Source organism: Ralstonia sp. Ralssp110, assembly GCF_047325135.1.
Lineage (GTDB): Bacteria > Pseudomonadota > Gammaproteobacteria > Burkholderiales > Burkholderiaceae > Ralstonia > Ralstonia mojiangensis.
The window spans coordinates 1,441,105-1,458,308 of sequence record NZ_CP168610.1; the positions used below are offsets into that span (position 1 = coordinate 1,441,105).

Here is a 17,204-nt window from a genome sequence, read left to right on the forward strand (position 1 = left end):
TCGAGCGGGTTATGCCAAAACGTACAGATATCAAAACCATCCTGATCATCGGCGCGGGTCCGATCATCATCGGCCAGGCGTGTGAATTCGATTACTCCGGCGCGCAGGCTTGCAAGGCGCTCCGCGAAGAAGGCTTCAAGGTGGTCCTGGTCAACAGCAACCCGGCCACGATCATGACCGACCCGAACACGGCCGATGTGACCTACATCGAGCCGATCACGTGGGAAGTGGTCGAGCGCATCATCGCCAAGGAACGTCCGGATGCGATCCTGCCGACCATGGGCGGCCAGACCGCGCTGAACTGCGCGCTGGACCTGCATCGCCATGGCGTGCTGAAGAAGTACAACGTCGAGCTGATCGGCGCATCGCCCGAGGCGATCGACAAGGCCGAAGACCGTCAGAAGTTCAAAGACGCGATGACCAAGATCGGTCTGGGCTCGGCCAAGTCGGGCATTGCGCATTCGATGGACGAAGCCGTGGCCGTGCAGTCGCAAATCGCCAAGGAAACCGGCACGAGCGGCTACCCGATCGTGATCCGTCCGTCGTTCACGCTGGGCGGCACGGGCGGCGGCATCGCCTACAACCGCGAAGAATTCGAAGAGATCTGCAAGCGCGGTCTCGACCTCTCGCCGACCAACGAGCTGCTGATCGAAGAATCGCTGCTTGGCTGGAAGGAATACGAGATGGAAGTCGTGCGCGACAAGGCCGACAACTGCATCATTGTCTGCTCGATCGAAAACCTGGACCCGATGGGCATCCACACCGGTGACTCCATCACCGTGGCCCCGGCACAGACGCTGACCGACAAGGAATACCAGATCCTGCGTAACGCCTCGCTGGCTGTGCTGCGCGAGATTGGTGTGGATACGGGTGGTTCGAACGTGCAGTTCTCGATCAATCCGAAGGACGGTCGCATGATCGTCATCGAGATGAACCCGCGTGTGTCGCGTTCGTCGGCACTGGCTTCGAAGGCCACCGGTTTCCCGATCGCCAAGGTTGCTGCCAAGCTGGCCGTCGGTTACACGCTGGACGAGCTGAAGAACGAAATCACTGGTGGCGCGACCCCGGCGTCGTTCGAGCCGTCGATCGACTACGTGGTCACCAAGGTGCCGCGTTTCGCGTTCGAAAAATTCCCGCAGGCCGACAGCCACCTGACCACGCAGATGAAGTCGGTCGGTGAGGTGATGGCCATGGGCCGTACCTTCCAGGAATCGTTCCAGAAGGCGCTGCGCGGCCTGGAAGTCGGCGTAGATGGCCTGGACGAAAAGTCCACCGACCGCGACGAGATCATCGAAGAGATCGGCGAAGCCGGTCCGGACCGCATCTGGTATCTGGGCGATGCATTCCGCCTGGGCCTGTCGATCGACGAGGTCTACTCCGAGACCGCCGTTGACCCGTGGTTCCTCGCGCAGATCGAAGACATCGTCAAGACCGAAGCGCTGGTCAAGGCTCGCACACTGGATAGCCTGTCGGCTGCCGAGCTGCGTCTGCTCAAGCAGAAGGGCTTCTCCGACCGCCGCCTTGCCAAGCTGATGAAGACGACTTCCAAGGCCGTGCGTGAGAAGCGTATCGCCGAGAAGGTCCGTCCGGTCTACAAGCGCGTGGACACCTGCGCTGCCGAATTCGCCACCAACACCGCGTATCTGTACTCGACCTATGAGGCTGAGCACGGCGAGTGCGAAGCCGAGCCGACCAGCAACAAGAAGATCATGGTTCTGGGTGGTGGCCCGAACCGGATCGGCCAAGGCATCGAGTTCGACTACTGCTGCGTGCACGCTGCGCTGGCGCTGCGCGAAGACGGGTACGAGACCATCATGGTCAACTGCAACCCGGAAACCGTTTCGACCGATTACGACACCTCCGATCGCCTGTACTTCGAGCCGGTGACGCTGGAAGACGTGCTCGAGATCGTGGACAAGGAGAAGCCGGTCGGCGTGATCGTGCAATACGGCGGCCAGACCCCGCTGAAGCTCGCGCTCGACCTGGAAGCCAACGGCGTGCCCATCATCGGCACGTCGCCGGACATGATCGATGCGGCCGAAGACCGTGAGCGCTTCCAGAAGCTGCTGCACGAGCTGGGCCTGCGCCAGCCGCCCAACCGCACCGCACGCGCAGAAGATGAGGCGCTCAAGCTGGCCGAAGAAATCGGCTACCCCCTGGTGGTGCGCCCGTCGTACGTGCTCGGCGGCCGTGCGATGGAAATCGTGCATGAGCCGCGCGACCTCGAGCGCTATATGCGTGAAGCCGTGAAGGTGTCGAACGACAGCCCCGTGCTGCTCGACCGCTTCCTGAACGACGCCATCGAATGCGACGTGGATTGCCTGTCTGACGGCAAGCGTGTGTTCATCGGCGGCGTGATGGAGCACATCGAGCAGGCCGGCGTGCACTCGGGCGACTCGGCTTGCTCGCTGCCGCCGTATTCGCTGTCGCAGGCCACCGTGGATGAACTCAAGCGCCAGACCGCCGCGATGGCGAAGGCGCTGAACGTGGTTGGTCTGATGAACGTGCAGTTCGCCATCCAGCAGAAGGGCGGCGAAGACATCGTCTACGTGCTCGAAGTGAACCCACGTGCTTCGCGTACGGTGCCGTACGTTTCGAAGGCGACTGGTGTCTCGTTGGCCAAGGTTGCGGCTCGCTGCATGGCAGGTCAGTCGTTGGATTCGCAAGGCATCGAAAAGGAAATCGTGCCGGCGTACTACAGCGTCAAGGAAGCCGTGTTCCCGTTCAACAAGTTCCCGGGCGTCGACCCGGTGCTTGGACCGGAAATGCGCTCCACTGGCGAAGTGATGGGCGTTGGCAAGACCTTCGGCGAGGCGCTCTTCAAGAGCCAGCTCGCTGCTGGTTCGCGCCTGCCCGAGAAGGGCACTGTGCTGATGACGGTCAAGGACAGCGACAAGCCGCAAGCCGTGGAAGTGGCCCGTGCGCTGCATACGCTGGGCTACCCGATCGTGGCGACGCGTGGTACGGCTTCGGCGATTGAAGCTGCCGGCATTCCCGTGCGCGTGGTGAACAAGGTGAAGGATGGCCGCCCGCACATTGTCGACATGATCAAGAACAGCGAGATCGCACTCGTCTTCACGACGGTCGACGAGACGCGTGCCGCGATTGCCGACTCGCGTTCCATCCGCCAGGCAGCGTTGGCCCAACGCGTGACGTACTACACGACCATCGCCGGCGCTCGCGCTGCGGTGGAGGGCCTGAAGCATATGCAACACCTGGATGTGTACGATCTGCAGGGTCTGCACGCCACCCTGTAAGCCCATCGTCAGGGCCCGCGACGCGGCATAGCGTCGCGGCGAGTCGCCCGGAGAGGGGCAGTTGCCGCCTCCGGACGCTTCGCCTAAACTAGAGCGTCCGTGTCAAAACAACGACAGCCGCCGTCAGGCGGGTGTGCGCTACGCGCCCTCCCGCTTCGCTGCGGCTGATTTTTTTGTGATTCCGAAAGACTTACGATGAGCACCATTCCGATTACCAAGCGCGGTGCCGAGATGCTGAAAGACGAACTCCAACGTCTGAAGACCAAGGAGCGTCCGGCCGTCGTCAACGCCATCGCCGAGGCACGTGCCCAGGGCGATTTGTCCGAAAACGCCGACTATGATGCCGCCAAGGAGCGCCAGGGCTTCATCGAAGGCCGCATCCAGGAAATCGAAGGCAAGTTGTCCGCCGCGCAGATCATCGATCCGGCTTCGCTGGATGCCGACGGTCGCATCGTTTTCGGCGCAACCATTGACCTGGAAGATCTGGATTCGGGCAAGCCCGTCACGTACCAGATCGTTGGTGATGATGAAGCCGATCTGGAAACCGGCAAGATCTCGATCAGCTCGCCGATCGCTCGTGCGTTGATCGGCAAGTTCGAAGGCGACGTCGCCACCGTGGTCGCCCCGGGCGGCGAACGCGAGTACGAAGTCCTGGCTGTCAAATACCTCTAACTCGATCCGAGACAACCGCCATGCCGCAGCGCTTCTTCCAGTTGCTTGCCACGGTATGGTGCGGTTCGCTCTGGACTATCGGCTACATCGTCGCTCCGACGCTGTTTGCGATGCTGGACGATCGCCAGCTGGCCGGCTCGATTGCCGGCCGGTTGTTTCATGCGCAAGCGTGGATCGGTCTGGCGGCGGGGTGTTTGCTGCTGCTGGCTGCTACGGCGCTGGTGCGTCGCGGTGAGATCGGTTACCGGCGGCTGCGTTGGCTTGTGCTGGCGATGCTGCTGTGTGTGCTGGTGGGCTATTTCGGCCTGCAGCCGTTCATGGCTTCGCTGCGCGAACAGGCCGATGCGCTTGGCGTGGCGGTGGGAAATTCTCCGTACCGTGCACAGTTCGGCATGCTGCACGGCGTATCGAGCGTGTTCTATTTGGTGCAGAGCCTCCTGGGGTTTGCGCTGATCTGGACGGCGGCTGGCGTTCGGTAAGCCACCTGAGGCCAAAAAAAAGACCGGCTGAAAAGCCGGTCGTTTTCTGTGCAGCCCCGAATTGGATCAGGACAGCGCTTTCTTTTTCTGGCTGGTTTGACGCGGCTTGGCGCGCTTGACGTTGCCACCGGCCGTGACGCGCTCGTTGCCGAGCACGCTCAGACGGACCGGCTTCGGGCGGCGTGCGCTGTTCGGGTTCGGCTTGCGCACGGTGACCGAGCGCGGACCGGCGCCAACGGTAGTCTTGCGCGGCGGCTTGAGGTCTCGCGGCTGGTTTTCCTTCAGGTACGCCGGGCCCTCGCGCCAGATGACCAGCAGCTTGCCGATGTGTTGCACCGGCGCGGCCTGCAGGCGGGCGCAAATGGTGTCATAGAGTTCGACCCGTGCTTCGCGGTCATCGCCGAAGACGCGAATCTTGATCAGCCCGTGGGCCGCCAGTGAGCGGTCGATTTCGGCCAGAACGGCCTTGGTCAGGCCCTCCGCACCGATGATGACGACCGGGTTCAACGCGTGCGCTTCGGAGCGCAGTTCCGATCGTTGGGCAGGGGTGAGGATAAGGGCGGGCATAAATAAGGGCGGGATCACGCAAAGAGACAAACGGCGCGTATTATCCGCCAAAACCAGTCCCGGCCGCCATGTTTGGCGCTACGTTCGGGCGAAATTGCAACCAATTCGATGGCAAAGAACAAGTTCAACCAGTCGTGGCTGCACGACCATATCAACGATCCGTACGTAAAGTTGGCGCAGCGCGAAGGCTATCGTGCACGTGCAGCCTACAAACTCAAAGAGATCGACGAGCAGGACAAGCTGATCAAGCCGGGTCAGGTCATCGTTGACCTGGGCGCCGCGCCGGGCAGCTGGAGCCAGTACGTGCGCAACAAGCTGGCCGCCTCGCCACGCGCCAAGGACGGCCGTATCGATGGGGCAATCGTCGCCATCGACATCCTGCCGATGGAAGCCATCGCCGACGTCACCTTCATCCAGGGCGACTTCCGCGAGGACGACGTTTTCCGTCAACTCGAAGAAATCGTGCTGGAAGCCACGGGCGGGGGCAAAGTGGACCTTGTTTTGTCCGATATGGCCCCCAATCTCTCAGGTGTGGCGTCGGCGGACGCCGCGCGCATGGAGCACATCGCCGAGCTGGCTGTGGAATTTGCCATGGCGCACCTGAAACCTGAGGGCGCGCTGCTGATCAAATGTTTTCACGGCAGCGGCTATAGTCAGATCGTCGAGATGTTCAAGCGCCATTTCAAGATCGTGGCGCCACGCAAGCCTAAAGCCTCCCGCGACAAATCGTCCGAAACATTCTTGTTGGGCCGCCAGCTCAAGCATCCCGGCTGACGGACGATACTCAGGAAGGGCCCCCGGCTAGCGCGGCGGTCCCTCGGTCTTGCGGGCAATCAACCCGCGGCGGTGTCCGTGCATTACAATGCCAAGCATCCCGTCAAGGCATTTCTAAAGGAGTCTCGCCTTGAATAACAACTGGTTTCAGAAGGCGGCCATCTGGCTGGTGATTGCCTTGGTGCTGTTCACCGTCTTCAAGCAGTTCGACAAGCCGCGCGCCCAAGAGGGTGTGACGTACTCGCAATTCATGGACGACGCGAAGGCCGGCAAGGTCAAGCGCGTGGAGGTCCAGGGCCGTACTTTGTTGGTCACGCCCAACGAGGGCAACAAATATTCCATCATCTCGCCCGGCGACATCTGGATGGTGGGCGACCTGATGAAGTACGGCGTACAGGTGACCGGCAAGGCGGAAGAAGAGCAAGGTGTGCTTCTCACCGCGCTTTACTACCTCGGCCCGACGTTGCTGATCATCGTATTCTGGTTCTACATGATGCGGCAGATGCAGGGCGGCGGGAAAGGCGGTGCCTTCTCGTTCGGCAAGTCCCGGGCGCGGTTGATTGACGAGAACAACAATAGCGTCACGTTTGCTGACGTGGCAGGCTGTGACGAGTCGAAGGAGGAAGTCGTTGAGCTGGTCGACTTCCTGAAAGACCCGCAGAAGTTCCAAAAGCTAGGCGGCCGCATCCCGCGCGGCGTACTGCTGGTGGGCCCTCCTGGTACTGGTAAGACGCTGCTGGCTCGCGCCATTGCTGGCGAAGCCAAGGTGCCGTTCTTCAGCATCTCCGGTTCGGACTTCGTTGAAATGTTCGTTGGCGTGGGCGCGGCCCGCGTGCGCGACATGTTCGAAAACGCCAAGAAGCAGGCACCCTGCATCGTGTTCATCGATGAAATCGATGCGGTCGGTCGCCACCGCGGCGCCGGCATGGGCGGCGGCAACGACGAGCGCGAGCAGACGCTGAACCAAATGCTGGTTGAGATGGACGGTTTCGAGGCCAACTCGGGCGTCATCGTGATCGCCGCAACCAACCGTGCCGACGTGCTCGACAAGGCGCTGTTGCGCCCGGGCCGTTTCGATCGTCAGGTTTACGTTGGGCTGCCCGACATCCGCGGCCGCGAGCAGATTCTCAAGGTGCACATGCGCAAGGTGCCGATCGGCAACGACGTTGATGCATCGGTGCTGGCACGTGGCACGCCGGGCTTCTCTGGCGCTGATCTGGCCAACCTGGTTAACGAAGCTGCGCTGTTTGCTGCGCGCCGTAACAAGCGCGTGGTCGACATGCAGGACTTCGAAGACGCTAAGGACAAGATCTACATGGGTCCGGAGCGCAAGTCGGCCGTGATCCGCGAAGAGGAACGCCGCGCTACGGCGTACCACGAGTCGGGTCATGCGGTGGTGGCCAAGCTGCTGCCGAAGGCTGATCCGGTGCACAAGGTCACGATCATGCCGCGCGGTTGGGCGGGCGGTCTGACTTGGCAGCTGCCTGAGCACGACAAGCACTACGCCTACAAGGACACGATGCTCGAAGAGGTCGCGATTTTGTTCGGTGGCCGTGCTGCAGAAGAGGTGTTCCTGGGCGCGATGAGTACCGGTGCCTCCAACGACTTCGAGCGCGCCACCAAGATGGCCCGCGATATGGTGACGCGCTATGGCATGAGCGACGCGCTCGGCACCATGGTCTACGTTGATACGGAACAGGATGGCTTCTTCGGCCGCATGGCATCGAAGACGGTGTCCGAAGCGACGCAGCAGAAGGTGGATTCGGAAATTCGCCGTATCGTGGATGAACAATACGCCCTGGCCAAGGGGCTGTTGGAAGCGAATCGCGAGAAGGTTGAAGCCATGACCGCCGCGCTGCTCGAGTGGGAAACCATCGACGCCGATCAGGTCAACGACATCATGGACGGCAAGCCGCCGCGCCCGCCGCGCTACGGCTCGACTGGTGGTGGCAGCACCCCGCCGGGTGGTGGGACGCCGGCGGGTGTGACCCCGGGCAACGTGCCTGCCACGGCCTGATGATGACGCGTTGATTTGTCGCTCTGGCAGCGACGCAGAAGAGCCGGTGCAAGCGCACCGGCTTTTTTGTTGGCGCTTTCTGGCATGCCTGGCGTAGCATTCCGGTCCTGCGCAGCATTTCCATCAATCTATCTTGTCCGCTTCCATTTCCACCACAACGCACTTCCAGTGTGGACGTTTCCGTTACGCGCGCGATCGGCGTCCCCTGGTCATGGGCATTCTCAACGTCACGCCCGATTCGTTCTCCGACGGGGGGCAACACGCCACGCGCGATACAGCCTTGCGCCACGCTGAGAGGCTGATCGCCGAAGGCGTGGACATGATCGACATCGGGGGCGAATCGAGTCGTCCGGGTGCCGAGCCGCTGAGCCTGCAGGCCGAGTTGGACCGCGTGATGCCCCTCGTCGAGGCGCTGCGCGAATGCGGCAAACCGCTGTCCATTGACACTTACAAGCCCGAAGTGATGAGGGCCACGCTGGATGCCGGCGCCGATCTGATCAACGACATATGGGGCTTCCGCCGGCCGGGCGCGATCGAGGCAGTAGCCAAGGGCAACGCGGGCCTGTGCGTCATGCACATGCAGCGCGATCCGGAAACGATGCAGGAAGCGCCCAGCTATGCGGACCTGATGGGCGAGGTGGAGACCTTCCTGCGCTCGCAGACGGAGGCGTTGATGGCCGCAGGTGTGGCCGCCGAGCGTATCTCACTCGATCCGGGATTTGGCTTTGGCAAAACGCCGGATCACAATCTCACCATGCTCAATCGCTTGGCGGAGTTCAATCGGATCGGTTTGCCGCTGCTCGTCGGTTTATCGCGCAAATCGACGCTTGGCGCTGTGCTGGGTGGCAAACCGCCGGCCGAGCGCGTGACCGCCAGTGTGGCGGCAGCGCTGCTGGCCGCAGAGCGGGGCGCGTTCATTGTGCGTGTGCACGACGTACAACCGACGGTGGAAGCGATTCAACTCTGGTGGGCCATGCGCCACGAACGGGTGAATCCGCCAGTGGCCTGAGAGCCGCCCCGGCCTCGCGCGGCTGGGGGATCAAGCGAACAGAGGATTGCCCGGCGATGGCCGGCGCCTTACAAACAAATAAAGAAACATTCTCCAGGAGAGATTCCCAATGTCCAGGAAGTATTTCGGCACCGACGGCATCCGTGGGCGTGTCGGTGAAAGCCCGATCACGCCGGATTTCGTATTGCGCCTCGGCTACGCAGCGGGGCGTGTGCTGGCCCTTGGCAGCGAAGCACATGGCCATGGTCGTCCCACCGTGCTGATCGGCAAGGACACGCGCCTGTCAGGCTACATGCTGGAAGCCGCGTTGGAAGCTGGCTTTACCGCAGCCGGTGTTGACGTCTTGATGAGCGGGCCGCTGCCCACGCCGGGTGTGGCGTATCTCACGCGTGCGCTGCGGCTGTCGGCGGGTGTGGTGATTTCAGCATCACATAACCCGTATTACGACAACGGCATCAAGTTCTTCTCCGCCACCGGCGACAAGCTGCCTGACGAAACCGAGTTGCAGATCGAGGCCGAGTTGGAAAAACCGATGGTGTACGCGGCCTCGGACGCGCTGGGCCGCGCCCGCCGTATCGAGGATGCTGCTGGCCGTTACATCGAGTTCTGCAAGAGCACGTTCCCCAGCGATCTGAACCTGTTCGGCATGAAGGTCGTGCTGGACAGCGCGCACGGCGCGGCCTATCACATCGCACCGCACGTCTTCCATGAACTGGGCGCGGATGTCGTCTCGATCGGTAACCAGCCGAATGGCCGCAATATCAACGACGGCTATGGCGCGACGGCGCCGGGCAAGTTGGTCGAGGCCACGCGCGAGCATGGTGCCGACATTGGCCTGGCCTTCGACGGCGATGCCGACCGCCTGCAGGTGGTGGACCGCAACGGCCGCCTCTACAACGGGGACGAACTGCTTTACGTGATGGTGCAGGCGCGTCGTGCGGCTGGTCAGGCGGTGCCGGGTGCGGTTGGCACGCTCATGACCAATCTCGCCGTGGAGCTGGCGCTCAAGGCGCAGGGCGTCGAATTCGTACGCGCCAAGGTGGGTGACCGTTACGTGTTGGAGGAGCTGAAGAAGAATGGTTGGCTGCTGGGCGGCGAAGGGTCGGGTCACTTGCTTTGCCTTGACAAGCACAGCACGGGCGACGGCATCATCTCGGCGCTGCAGGTGCTTGCGGCATTGCGTCGCAGTGGCCAGACGCTGGACCAGATGCTAGACGGCGTGCGCCTGTTCCCGCAAAAGCTCATCAACGTGCGCGTCGAGAAAGGCTTCGACTGGAAGTCGCACGCTGGCTTGCAAGCGGCGCTGAAGACCAGCGAAGCTGAGCTTGACGGCAAGGGGCGCGTGTTGATTCGCCCGTCGGGTACGGAGCCGGTCGTTCGCGTGATGGTGGAAGCGCAGGATGCTGAACTGGCCAACCAACACGCGGAGCGTCTTGCAGCGACGTTGCAGTAAGTTCTTGCTCGATCAAATATGTAAGTAAAAAAGCGGCCTCTGGGCCGCTTTTTTTATGCGCACAGGTCGACTTTCATGCCTTGCAGGTCAGTTATGAGAAGTTTTCGTGTTGTCACAGAACTGTCATTCAAGCCGCCTAAAGTTCGGATGTCAAAAATCTGTCATCGCTCAACCGCTCCTCTGGAGAACTCATGAAACTGGTCAAAACCGCAATCGCTGGCGTGGCCGCGCTGGCTTTCGCTGGTGCCGCATTTGCTGTTGACATCACTGGCGCAGGCGCAACGTTCCCGGCACCCGTCTACAACAAGTGGGCGGCCGACTACAACAAGGCGACCCAAACCAAGGTGAACTACCAAGGTATCGGCTCGTCGGGTGGCATCAAGCAGATCACTGCCAAGACCGTCGACTTCGGTGCATCGGACATGCCGCTGAAGGACGAAGAGCTGGCCAAGGATGGTCTGATCCAGTTTCCGACCGTGATTGGCGGCGTGGTGCCTGTGATCAACCTGCCGGGCGTGAAGCCGGGTGAGTTGACGCTGAACGGCCAATTGCTGGGCGACATCTACCTGGGCAAGATCAAGAAGTGGAATGATCCGGCGATCGCCAAGCTGAACCCGAAGGCTAAGCTGCCGGACCAGGACATCCTCGTGGTGCGCCGCGCTGACGGTTCGGGCACCTCGTTCATCTTCACGAATTACCTGTCGAAGGTGAACACCGAGTGGAAGAGCAAGGTTGGCGAAGGCACGACCGTGAACTGGCCGACCGGTACGGGCGGCAAGGGCAACGAAGGCGTGGCCGCTTTCGTGCAGCGTCTGGGTGGCGCAGTTGGCTACGTTGAGTACGCCTACGCCAAGCAGAACAAGATGACGTACGTGAACCTGCAGAACAAGTCGGGCGCCACCGTGCAACCGACCGCTGAAGCGTTCAAGGCCGCAGCTGCCGGCGCCGAGTGGAGCAAGTCGTACTACCAGATCCTGACGGACGAGCCGGGCAAGGATGCATGGCCGATCGCTGGTGCAACGTTCATCCTGCTGCACAAGACGCAAGCCAAGCCGGAGCAGGGCGCTGAAGTCATGAAGTTCTTCGACTGGGCCTATAAGGGTGGTGACGACGCTGCCAAGGGCCTGGACTACGTGCCGCTGCCGGACGCTGTAAAGAACCAGATCCGTGCGACGTGGAAGTCGAGCGTGAAGGATGCATCGGGCAAGGTTGTCTACAACCACTGATCGTTGCCTGCTGCATAAAGGCTCGTAAGTAAGTGCGGCACAAGGTGCGGGCGGGCGGTGAGAATTGGCTGTCCGCACCATTTCAAATGCTTCTTTCACGGCTGACCGGTTTCCCTCATGGCCACGCTCTCTGATTCCTCTGGCGCTTCCCGTATGCGAGCACCCAGCCGCCTCGGCGACCTGGTGTTCGGCGGTCTGACCCGCCTTGCCGCAATCGTTACGCTGTTACTGCTGGGCGGCATCATCATCTCGCTCATCATCAGCTCCTGGCCCACGATTCAGAAGTTCGGCCTGTCGTTCCTGTGGAATTCGGAGTGGGATCCGCCCTCTGACATCTATGGCGCGCTGGTGCCCGTCTACGGCACCCTGGTCACGTCGCTGATCGCGCTCATCATTGCCGTGCCTGTCAGCTTCGGCATTGCCCTGTTCTTGACCGAGCTGTCGCCAGCGTGGCTGCGCCGACCACTAGGTACCGCCATCGAGCTGCTTGCTGCAGTGCCGTCCATCGTGTACGGCATGTGGGGCCTGCTCGTGTTTGCGCCGATCTTCGGCGAATATTTTCAAAAACCGCTGGCAGCGACCGTAGGCAAGATTCCGGTCATCGGCGCGCTGTTCCAGGGTGCGCCGATTGGCATCGGCCTGCTGTGCGCTGGGGTGATCCTGGCGATCATGATCATCCCGTACATCTCGGCGGTGATGCGCGATGTGTTTGAAATCACGCCGACGCTGCTTAAGGAATCCGCCTACGGCGTCGGGTGCACGACGTGGGAAGTCATGTGGAACGTGGTGCTGCCTTACACCAAGGCGGGTGTGATCGGCGGTGTGATGCTGGGCCTGGGGCGCGCCCTGGGCGAGACCATGGCCGTGACGTTCGTGATCGGCAACACCAACCTGCTGTCCGATCCGTCGTTGTTCTCGCCGGGTAACAGCATCACGTCGGCGCTGGCCAATGAATTTGCGGAAGCAGGCCAGGGTCTGCACACCGCGGCGCTCATGGAGCTTGGCTTGATCCTGTTCGTCATCACGTTCATCGTGCTGGCGGCGTCCAAGTTGCTGCTTCTGCGCTTGCAGAAGAGCGAGGGTCAAAAGTGAACCAACGCGATCTGCCTGACGCTATGAGACCCAACACCATGCGTACGTCTTCCATTCCTGCCGTCCGCGCCGACTCTGAAAAGATCAAGGCACGCCTGCAGGCCCGCCGCCGCAACGTCAACGGGATTGCGCTGTCGCTGTCGCTGGCTGCCATGGCCTTCGGCCTTGTGTGGCTGGCATGGATTCTGTGGACCACGCTCTCGCTGGGTGTGGGCGGCTTGTCGATGTCGCTCTTCACGGAGATGACACCGGCGCCCAATACGCCGGGAGGCGGCCTCGCCAACGCCATCGCAGGGTCGCTCCTGCTGGTGGGCATGGCTACGCTGGTCGGCACACCCCTGGGCATCATGGCCGGCATCTATCTGGCCGAGTACGGCAAGACTTCGCCGCTGGCGAGCGCCACGCGCTTTATCAATGACATCCTGCTGTCGGCACCGTCCATCGTGATCGGCCTGTTCGTGTATGCCGTCGTGGTGGCCCGCGTGCAGCACTTCTCGGGGATTGCCGGCGTGCTTGCGCTGGCGCTGCTGCAGATTCCGATCGTGGTGCGCACCACCGAGAACATGCTGAACCTGGTGCCCAACGCGATGCGTGAAGCTGCAATGGCGCTTGGCACGCCCAAGTGGAAGATGATCCTGTCGATTACGTTGAAGGCGTCGTATGCCGGCGTGATTACCGGTGTGCTGCTGGCCGTGGCCCGCATTGCCGGCGAAACCGCACCGCTGCTCTTCACCGCGCTGAACAACCAGTTCTGGAGTCTGGATCTGAATCAGCCGGTGGCCACGCTGCCGACCGTGATCTTCAAGTTTGCGATGAGCCCGTTCCCCGAGTGGCAGCAATTGGCCTGGGCCGGGGTATTCCTGATTACGTTGGGTGTGCTGGGGCTGAATGTCCTCGCGCGTGCCTTGTTCACCAAGAAATGACCATGACTGCTACGTCCCTCGAAGTGCGCACGCAAAGCCCGAAGATCGATGTTCGCGACCTGAACTTCTATTACGGCAAGTTCCACGCGCTGAAGAACATCTCCCTGCAGATTCCGGAAAAGCAGGTGACTGCGTTCATCGGCCCGTCGGGCTGCGGCAAGTCGACGCTGCTGCGTACGTTCAACAAGATGTATGCGCTGTATCCGGAGCAGCGAGCCGAGGGCCAGATCAACATGGACGGCGAGAACCTGCTGACCTCGCGCATGGACATCGCCCTGCTGCGCGCCAAGGTCGGCATGGTGTTTCAGAAGCCGACGCCGTTCCCGATGTCGATCTACGACAACATCGCTTTCGGTGTGAAGTTGTTCGAGCGTCTATCGCGCTCTGAGATGGACGATCGCGTGGAATGGGCGCTGACCAAGGCCGCGCTGTGGAACGAAGTGAAGGACAAGCTCAACCAGTCGGGTTACGGCCTGTCGGGCGGTCAGCAGCAGCGTCTGTGTATCGCGCGCGGCATTGCCATCCGCCCCGAAGTGCTACTGCTGGATGAGCCGTGCTCGGCGCTCGACCCGATTTCCACGGGCAAGATCGAAGAGCTGATCGCTGAACTGAAGGACGACTACACGGTCGTCATCGTCACGCATAACATGCAGCAGGCAGCGCGTTGCTCTGACTACACGGCGTACATGTATCTGGGCGAGTTGATCGAATTCGGCGATACCGAAAAGATCTTCATCAAGCCGCAGCGCAAAGAAACCGAAGACTACATTACCGGCCGCTTCGGCTGACCTGCAACAACGCTGAAGCTGAAGCGACAAGGAGAAACCGATGTCTGAGAAGCATCTGTCATCGCAGTTTGATACCGACCTGACCTCGATCAGCACCAAGGTGCTGCAGATGGGCGGGCTGGTGGAAGCGCAAATTGCACGCGCCATGCGCGCACTGGCCAACTTCGACACCGCCATGTGCGATCAAGTCATGGCCGTGGAGCTGGAAATCAATGCGCTCGAGATCGAGATCGACAGCGATTGCAACAACATCATCGCGCGCCGCCAGCCGACCGCACGTGACCTGCGTTTGGTGATGGCCATCTCGAAGACCATCACGAACCTTGAGCGTGCCGGCGACGAAGCCGAGAAGATCGCCAAGCGCACCAAGCGCATCATGCAGGACCCGTCGGCACATGCGTTGAACTACGCTGGTGTGGAGCGCTCGGGCGAGATGGCCGCGACCATTCTGCGTCACGCGCTGGACGCCTTCGCGCGTCTGGATACCGCTGCCGCCGTGTCGATCCTGCAGGAAGACAAGGCCATTGATGAGGAATTCCGCGGCTTCATGCGCGAACTCATCACGTACATGATGGAGAACCCGCGCACGATTTCGGTGGCGCTGGATCTGCTGTTCATTGCCAAGGCTATTGAGCGTATTGGCGATCACGCCAAGAACATCGCCGAGTTTATTATCTACATCGTCAAGGGCACCGACGTCCGGCACGCTTCACGCGAAACGCTGGAACGCGAGATCCTTGGCGAAGGCGAATAAAAGGCAGGACTGGAGACGTGAGCATGCCGAGCAGTATTCTCGTCGTAGAAGACGAACCGGCGATCGCTGAACTGATCGCCGTCAACCTGCAGCACGCAGGGCATTACCCGATCCGCGCGTACAACGCCGAGCAGGCGTTGTCGTTGATGAGCGATGTGTTGCCCGACCTCGTTCTGCTCGATTGGATGCTGCCGGGCAAGTCGGGCGTGATGTTCGCCAAGGAGCTGCGCGCCAACGAGCGCACGCGCCAGATCCCGATCATCATGCTGACGGCCCGCAGCGAAGAGCAGGACAAGATCATGGGCTTGGACAGCGGCGCGGACGATTACGTCACGAAGCCGTTCTCGCCCAAGGAATTGCTGGCCCGCATCAAGGCCGTGCTGCGCCGCCGCGCGCCGCAGCTGACCGATGACGTGGTGGCAATCAACGGCCTGAAGCTGGACCCGGCCACGCACCGTGTAACGGCTACGAACCTCGAGGCAGAAAACCCGATCAAGCTGGACCTCGGTCCGACGGAGTTCCGACTGCTGCATTTCCTGATGACGCATCCGGAGCGCGTGCACAGCCGCTCGCAGCTGCTTGATCAGGTGTGGGGCGACCATGTGTTCGTGGAAGAGCGCACGGTGGATGTGCACATCAAGCGTCTGCGTGCAGCGCTCGCTCCGGGTGGCTACAGCAACATGATCGAAACCGTGCGCGGCAGCGGCTATCGCCTGGCGCGCAATCCGGGGCAATAACGCAGCAGTCAGACAAACGCGCGAGGCGGGGTTTCCGATCGCGCGTTCACACGCCCGTCGCGGTCCAGCGCTTAGAATGCCTTCATGAACGTCTTCTGGACCCGCTTTGCCGTCTTTGCCGCCCTCATGGGCATCGTCGCGGCATGCCTGTATCTCTTCGTCGACCATGTCGTTGCACTGGCCGTTCTCAGTGCAATGTTGTTGGCGATGCTCCTGTATTACGTCTATCAGATCCAACGCCTGTGGCGCGTGCTGGACTCGCCGGCCTATGGCGAGATCCCCAGCGCGTTGGGCCTGTGGGGCGAGGTCTACTACCGCCTGCACCGGTTGATGAAGGGCTGGCGCACGCAGGTGCTGCAGGTTGAACAACAGCACAGCCGCTTCATTCAGGCTATTCAGGCCTCGCCCAACGGCGTGCTCATGCTTGACGGCGAAGACCAGATCGAATGGTGCAACGCGGTGGCTGAAGAGCACTTTGGCCTCTCTGCCAGGCGTGATCTGCGCCAACGTATTACCCACCTGATCCGCCGACCGGAGTTCGTGCGCTACCTTGCGCGCGGCGAGTTCGAGGAGCCGCTCACCATGCATGACGTGGGCCCGCACAAGCAAAGCATCATCTCCGCCCAGATCTTGCCGTATGGCGAAGACCGCAAGCTGCTGGTGTCGCAGGACATCACCAAGCTGGAGAACACCGAAGCGATGCGCCGCGATTTCGTGGCCAACGTCTCGCACGAGCTGAAGACGCCGCTGACCGTGCTCTCGGGTTTTCTGGAGACGGTGCGCGACCTTCCCCTGCCGGAAGAAGACAAGAAGCGCTATCTGGACATGATGCATACGCAAGCCATGCGCATGCAGCACCTGGTGGAAGACTTGTTGGCGCTCGCCACGCTGGAGGGGAATTCCGAGCCGCCGTCATTGGCGCCGGTGCCGATGCAGCGCATGATGCTGCAGCTTCAGCACGATATCGAAGCGCTCTCTGCGGGCCGCCACACTGTCAGCATGACGTGCGACTCGGCCGTGAGCGTGTGTGGCGCCGAGCTTGAATTGCTTTCCGCGTTCAGCAACCTGGCGTCCAACGCAGTGCGCTATACGCCCGATGGCGGCACGATCCGCCTCGATTGGGGCGTGCGGGACGGCCACGCGGTGTACTCCGTCACTGACACGGGGATCGGCATCGCGCCCGAGCATATTCCGCGCCTGACCGAGCGCTTCTATCGGGTGGACCGCAGCCGTTCACGCGACACCGGTGGTACCGGGCTGGGCTTGGCTATTGTGAAGCACGTGCTATCGCGCCACGGTGGAGAACTGCAGGTGACCAGCGAGCACGGCAAGGGCAGCACCTTCCGCGCCGTGTTCCCGCCGGAGCGTACGGTGGTGCGCAGCGCCAGCGTTACCGATGAGCGTGTCGCCTGATCACCGGCTTTCTCCATCCCTTGATCCAATGAAAAACGCACGC

General features: G+C 61.7%; 15 protein-coding genes. 14 read left to right on the forward strand and 1 reads right to left on the reverse strand.

Translation table 11 applies throughout. The features are described from left to right. Positions 1–11 precede the first annotated feature (11 nt). From carB to ACEN9T_RS15595, 3 genes are all read left to right on the forward strand, one after another. Positions 12–3,257 carry a carbamoyl-phosphate synthase large subunit gene (carB, locus tag ACEN9T_RS15585; RefSeq protein ID WP_092969885.1) on the forward strand — a complete coding sequence of 1,082 codons (3,246 nt, stop codon included), beginning with the start codon at positions 12–14 and terminating at the stop codon, positions 3,255–3,257. Between the two features lie 195 nt (positions 3,258–3,452). Next, positions 3,453–3,929 (forward strand): transcription elongation factor GreA, encoded by a 477-nt coding sequence (greA, locus tag ACEN9T_RS15590; RefSeq protein WP_024975432.1) that lies wholly within the window; start codon positions 3,453–3,455, stop codon positions 3,927–3,929. Positions 3,930–3,949: 20 nt separating this feature from the next. Beyond that, entirely contained in the window at positions 3,950–4,408 is a 459-nt protein-coding gene (locus ACEN9T_RS15595) for a DUF4149 domain-containing protein (protein ID WP_413708194.1), read from the forward strand. Positions 4,409–4,474: 66 nt separating this feature from the next. Here ACEN9T_RS15595 and ACEN9T_RS15600 read toward each other — a convergent pair whose 3' ends face one another. Further along, positions 4,475–4,975 carry a YhbY family RNA-binding protein gene (locus ACEN9T_RS15600; RefSeq protein ID WP_413708195.1) on the reverse strand — a complete coding sequence of 167 codons (501 nt, stop codon included), beginning with the start codon at positions 4,973–4,975 and terminating at the stop codon, positions 4,475–4,477. Positions 4,976–5,083: 108 nt separating this feature from the next. On the opposite strand from ACEN9T_RS15600, the gene ACEN9T_RS15605 reads away from it, so the two are divergent. The 11 genes from ACEN9T_RS15605 to phoR all read left to right on the forward strand — a co-directional run bounded on the left by ACEN9T_RS15605 (position 5,084) and on the right by phoR (position 17,161). Further along, positions 5,084–5,749, forward strand: coding sequence for an RlmE family RNA methyltransferase (locus ACEN9T_RS15605; RefSeq protein WP_027681159.1), 666 nt, complete (start codon positions 5,084–5,086; stop codon positions 5,747–5,749). 130 nt (positions 5,750–5,879) lie between these two features. After that, positions 5,880–7,766 (forward strand): ATP-dependent zinc metalloprotease FtsH, encoded by a 1,887-nt coding sequence (gene ftsH, locus ACEN9T_RS15610; protein WP_092969891.1) that lies wholly within the window; start codon positions 5,880–5,882, stop codon positions 7,764–7,766. 145 nt (positions 7,767–7,911) lie between these two features. Beyond that, positions 7,912–8,775 (forward strand): dihydropteroate synthase, encoded by an 864-nt coding sequence (gene folP / locus ACEN9T_RS15615; protein ID WP_139219345.1) that lies wholly within the window; start codon positions 7,912–7,914, stop codon positions 8,773–8,775. A gap of 109 nt (positions 8,776–8,884) precedes the next feature. Then, a complete protein-coding gene (gene glmM, locus ACEN9T_RS15620) occupies positions 8,885–10,228 on the forward strand; it encodes a phosphoglucosamine mutase (RefSeq protein ID WP_092969894.1) in 1,344 nt (447 codons plus the stop codon). Between the two features lie 191 nt (positions 10,229–10,419). Continuing rightward, positions 10,420–11,454 carry a phosphate ABC transporter substrate-binding protein PstS gene (gene pstS, locus ACEN9T_RS15625; protein WP_092969896.1) on the forward strand — a complete coding sequence of 345 codons (1,035 nt, stop codon included), beginning with the start codon at positions 10,420–10,422 and terminating at the stop codon, positions 11,452–11,454. A gap of 117 nt (positions 11,455–11,571) precedes the next feature. Further along, positions 11,572–12,546, forward strand: a complete 975-nt coding sequence (gene pstC, locus ACEN9T_RS15630; protein WP_092969898.1) for a phosphate ABC transporter permease PstC — start codon at positions 11,572–11,574, stop codon at positions 12,544–12,546. Positions 12,547–12,584: 38 nt separating this feature from the next. Next, a complete protein-coding gene (pstA, locus tag ACEN9T_RS15635) occupies positions 12,585–13,469 on the forward strand; it encodes a phosphate ABC transporter permease PstA (RefSeq protein ID WP_413708196.1) in 885 nt (294 codons plus the stop codon). Then, positions 13,466–14,257, forward strand: coding sequence for a phosphate ABC transporter ATP-binding protein PstB (gene pstB, locus ACEN9T_RS15640; protein ID WP_004634243.1), 792 nt, complete (start codon positions 13,466–13,468; stop codon positions 14,255–14,257). Before pstA ends, pstB begins: the two co-directional genes overlap by 4 nt. 40 nt (positions 14,258–14,297) lie before the next feature. Beyond that, on the forward strand, positions 14,298–15,011 hold the full coding sequence (gene phoU / locus ACEN9T_RS15645) for a phosphate signaling complex protein PhoU (protein ID WP_092969902.1): 714 nt from the start codon (positions 14,298–14,300) through the stop codon (positions 15,009–15,011). Between the two features lie 23 nt (positions 15,012–15,034). Next, positions 15,035–15,748: a phosphate regulon transcriptional regulator PhoB gene (gene phoB, locus ACEN9T_RS15650; protein WP_045203227.1), complete on the forward strand. Its 714-nt coding sequence runs from the start codon at positions 15,035–15,037 to the stop codon at positions 15,746–15,748. 84 nt (positions 15,749–15,832) lie between these two features. Next, on the forward strand, positions 15,833–17,161 hold the full coding sequence (gene phoR / locus ACEN9T_RS15655; protein WP_092969904.1) for a phosphate regulon sensor histidine kinase PhoR: 1,329 nt from the start codon (positions 15,833–15,835) through the stop codon (positions 17,159–17,161). The last annotated feature ends 43 nt before the right edge of the window (positions 17,162–17,204 follow it).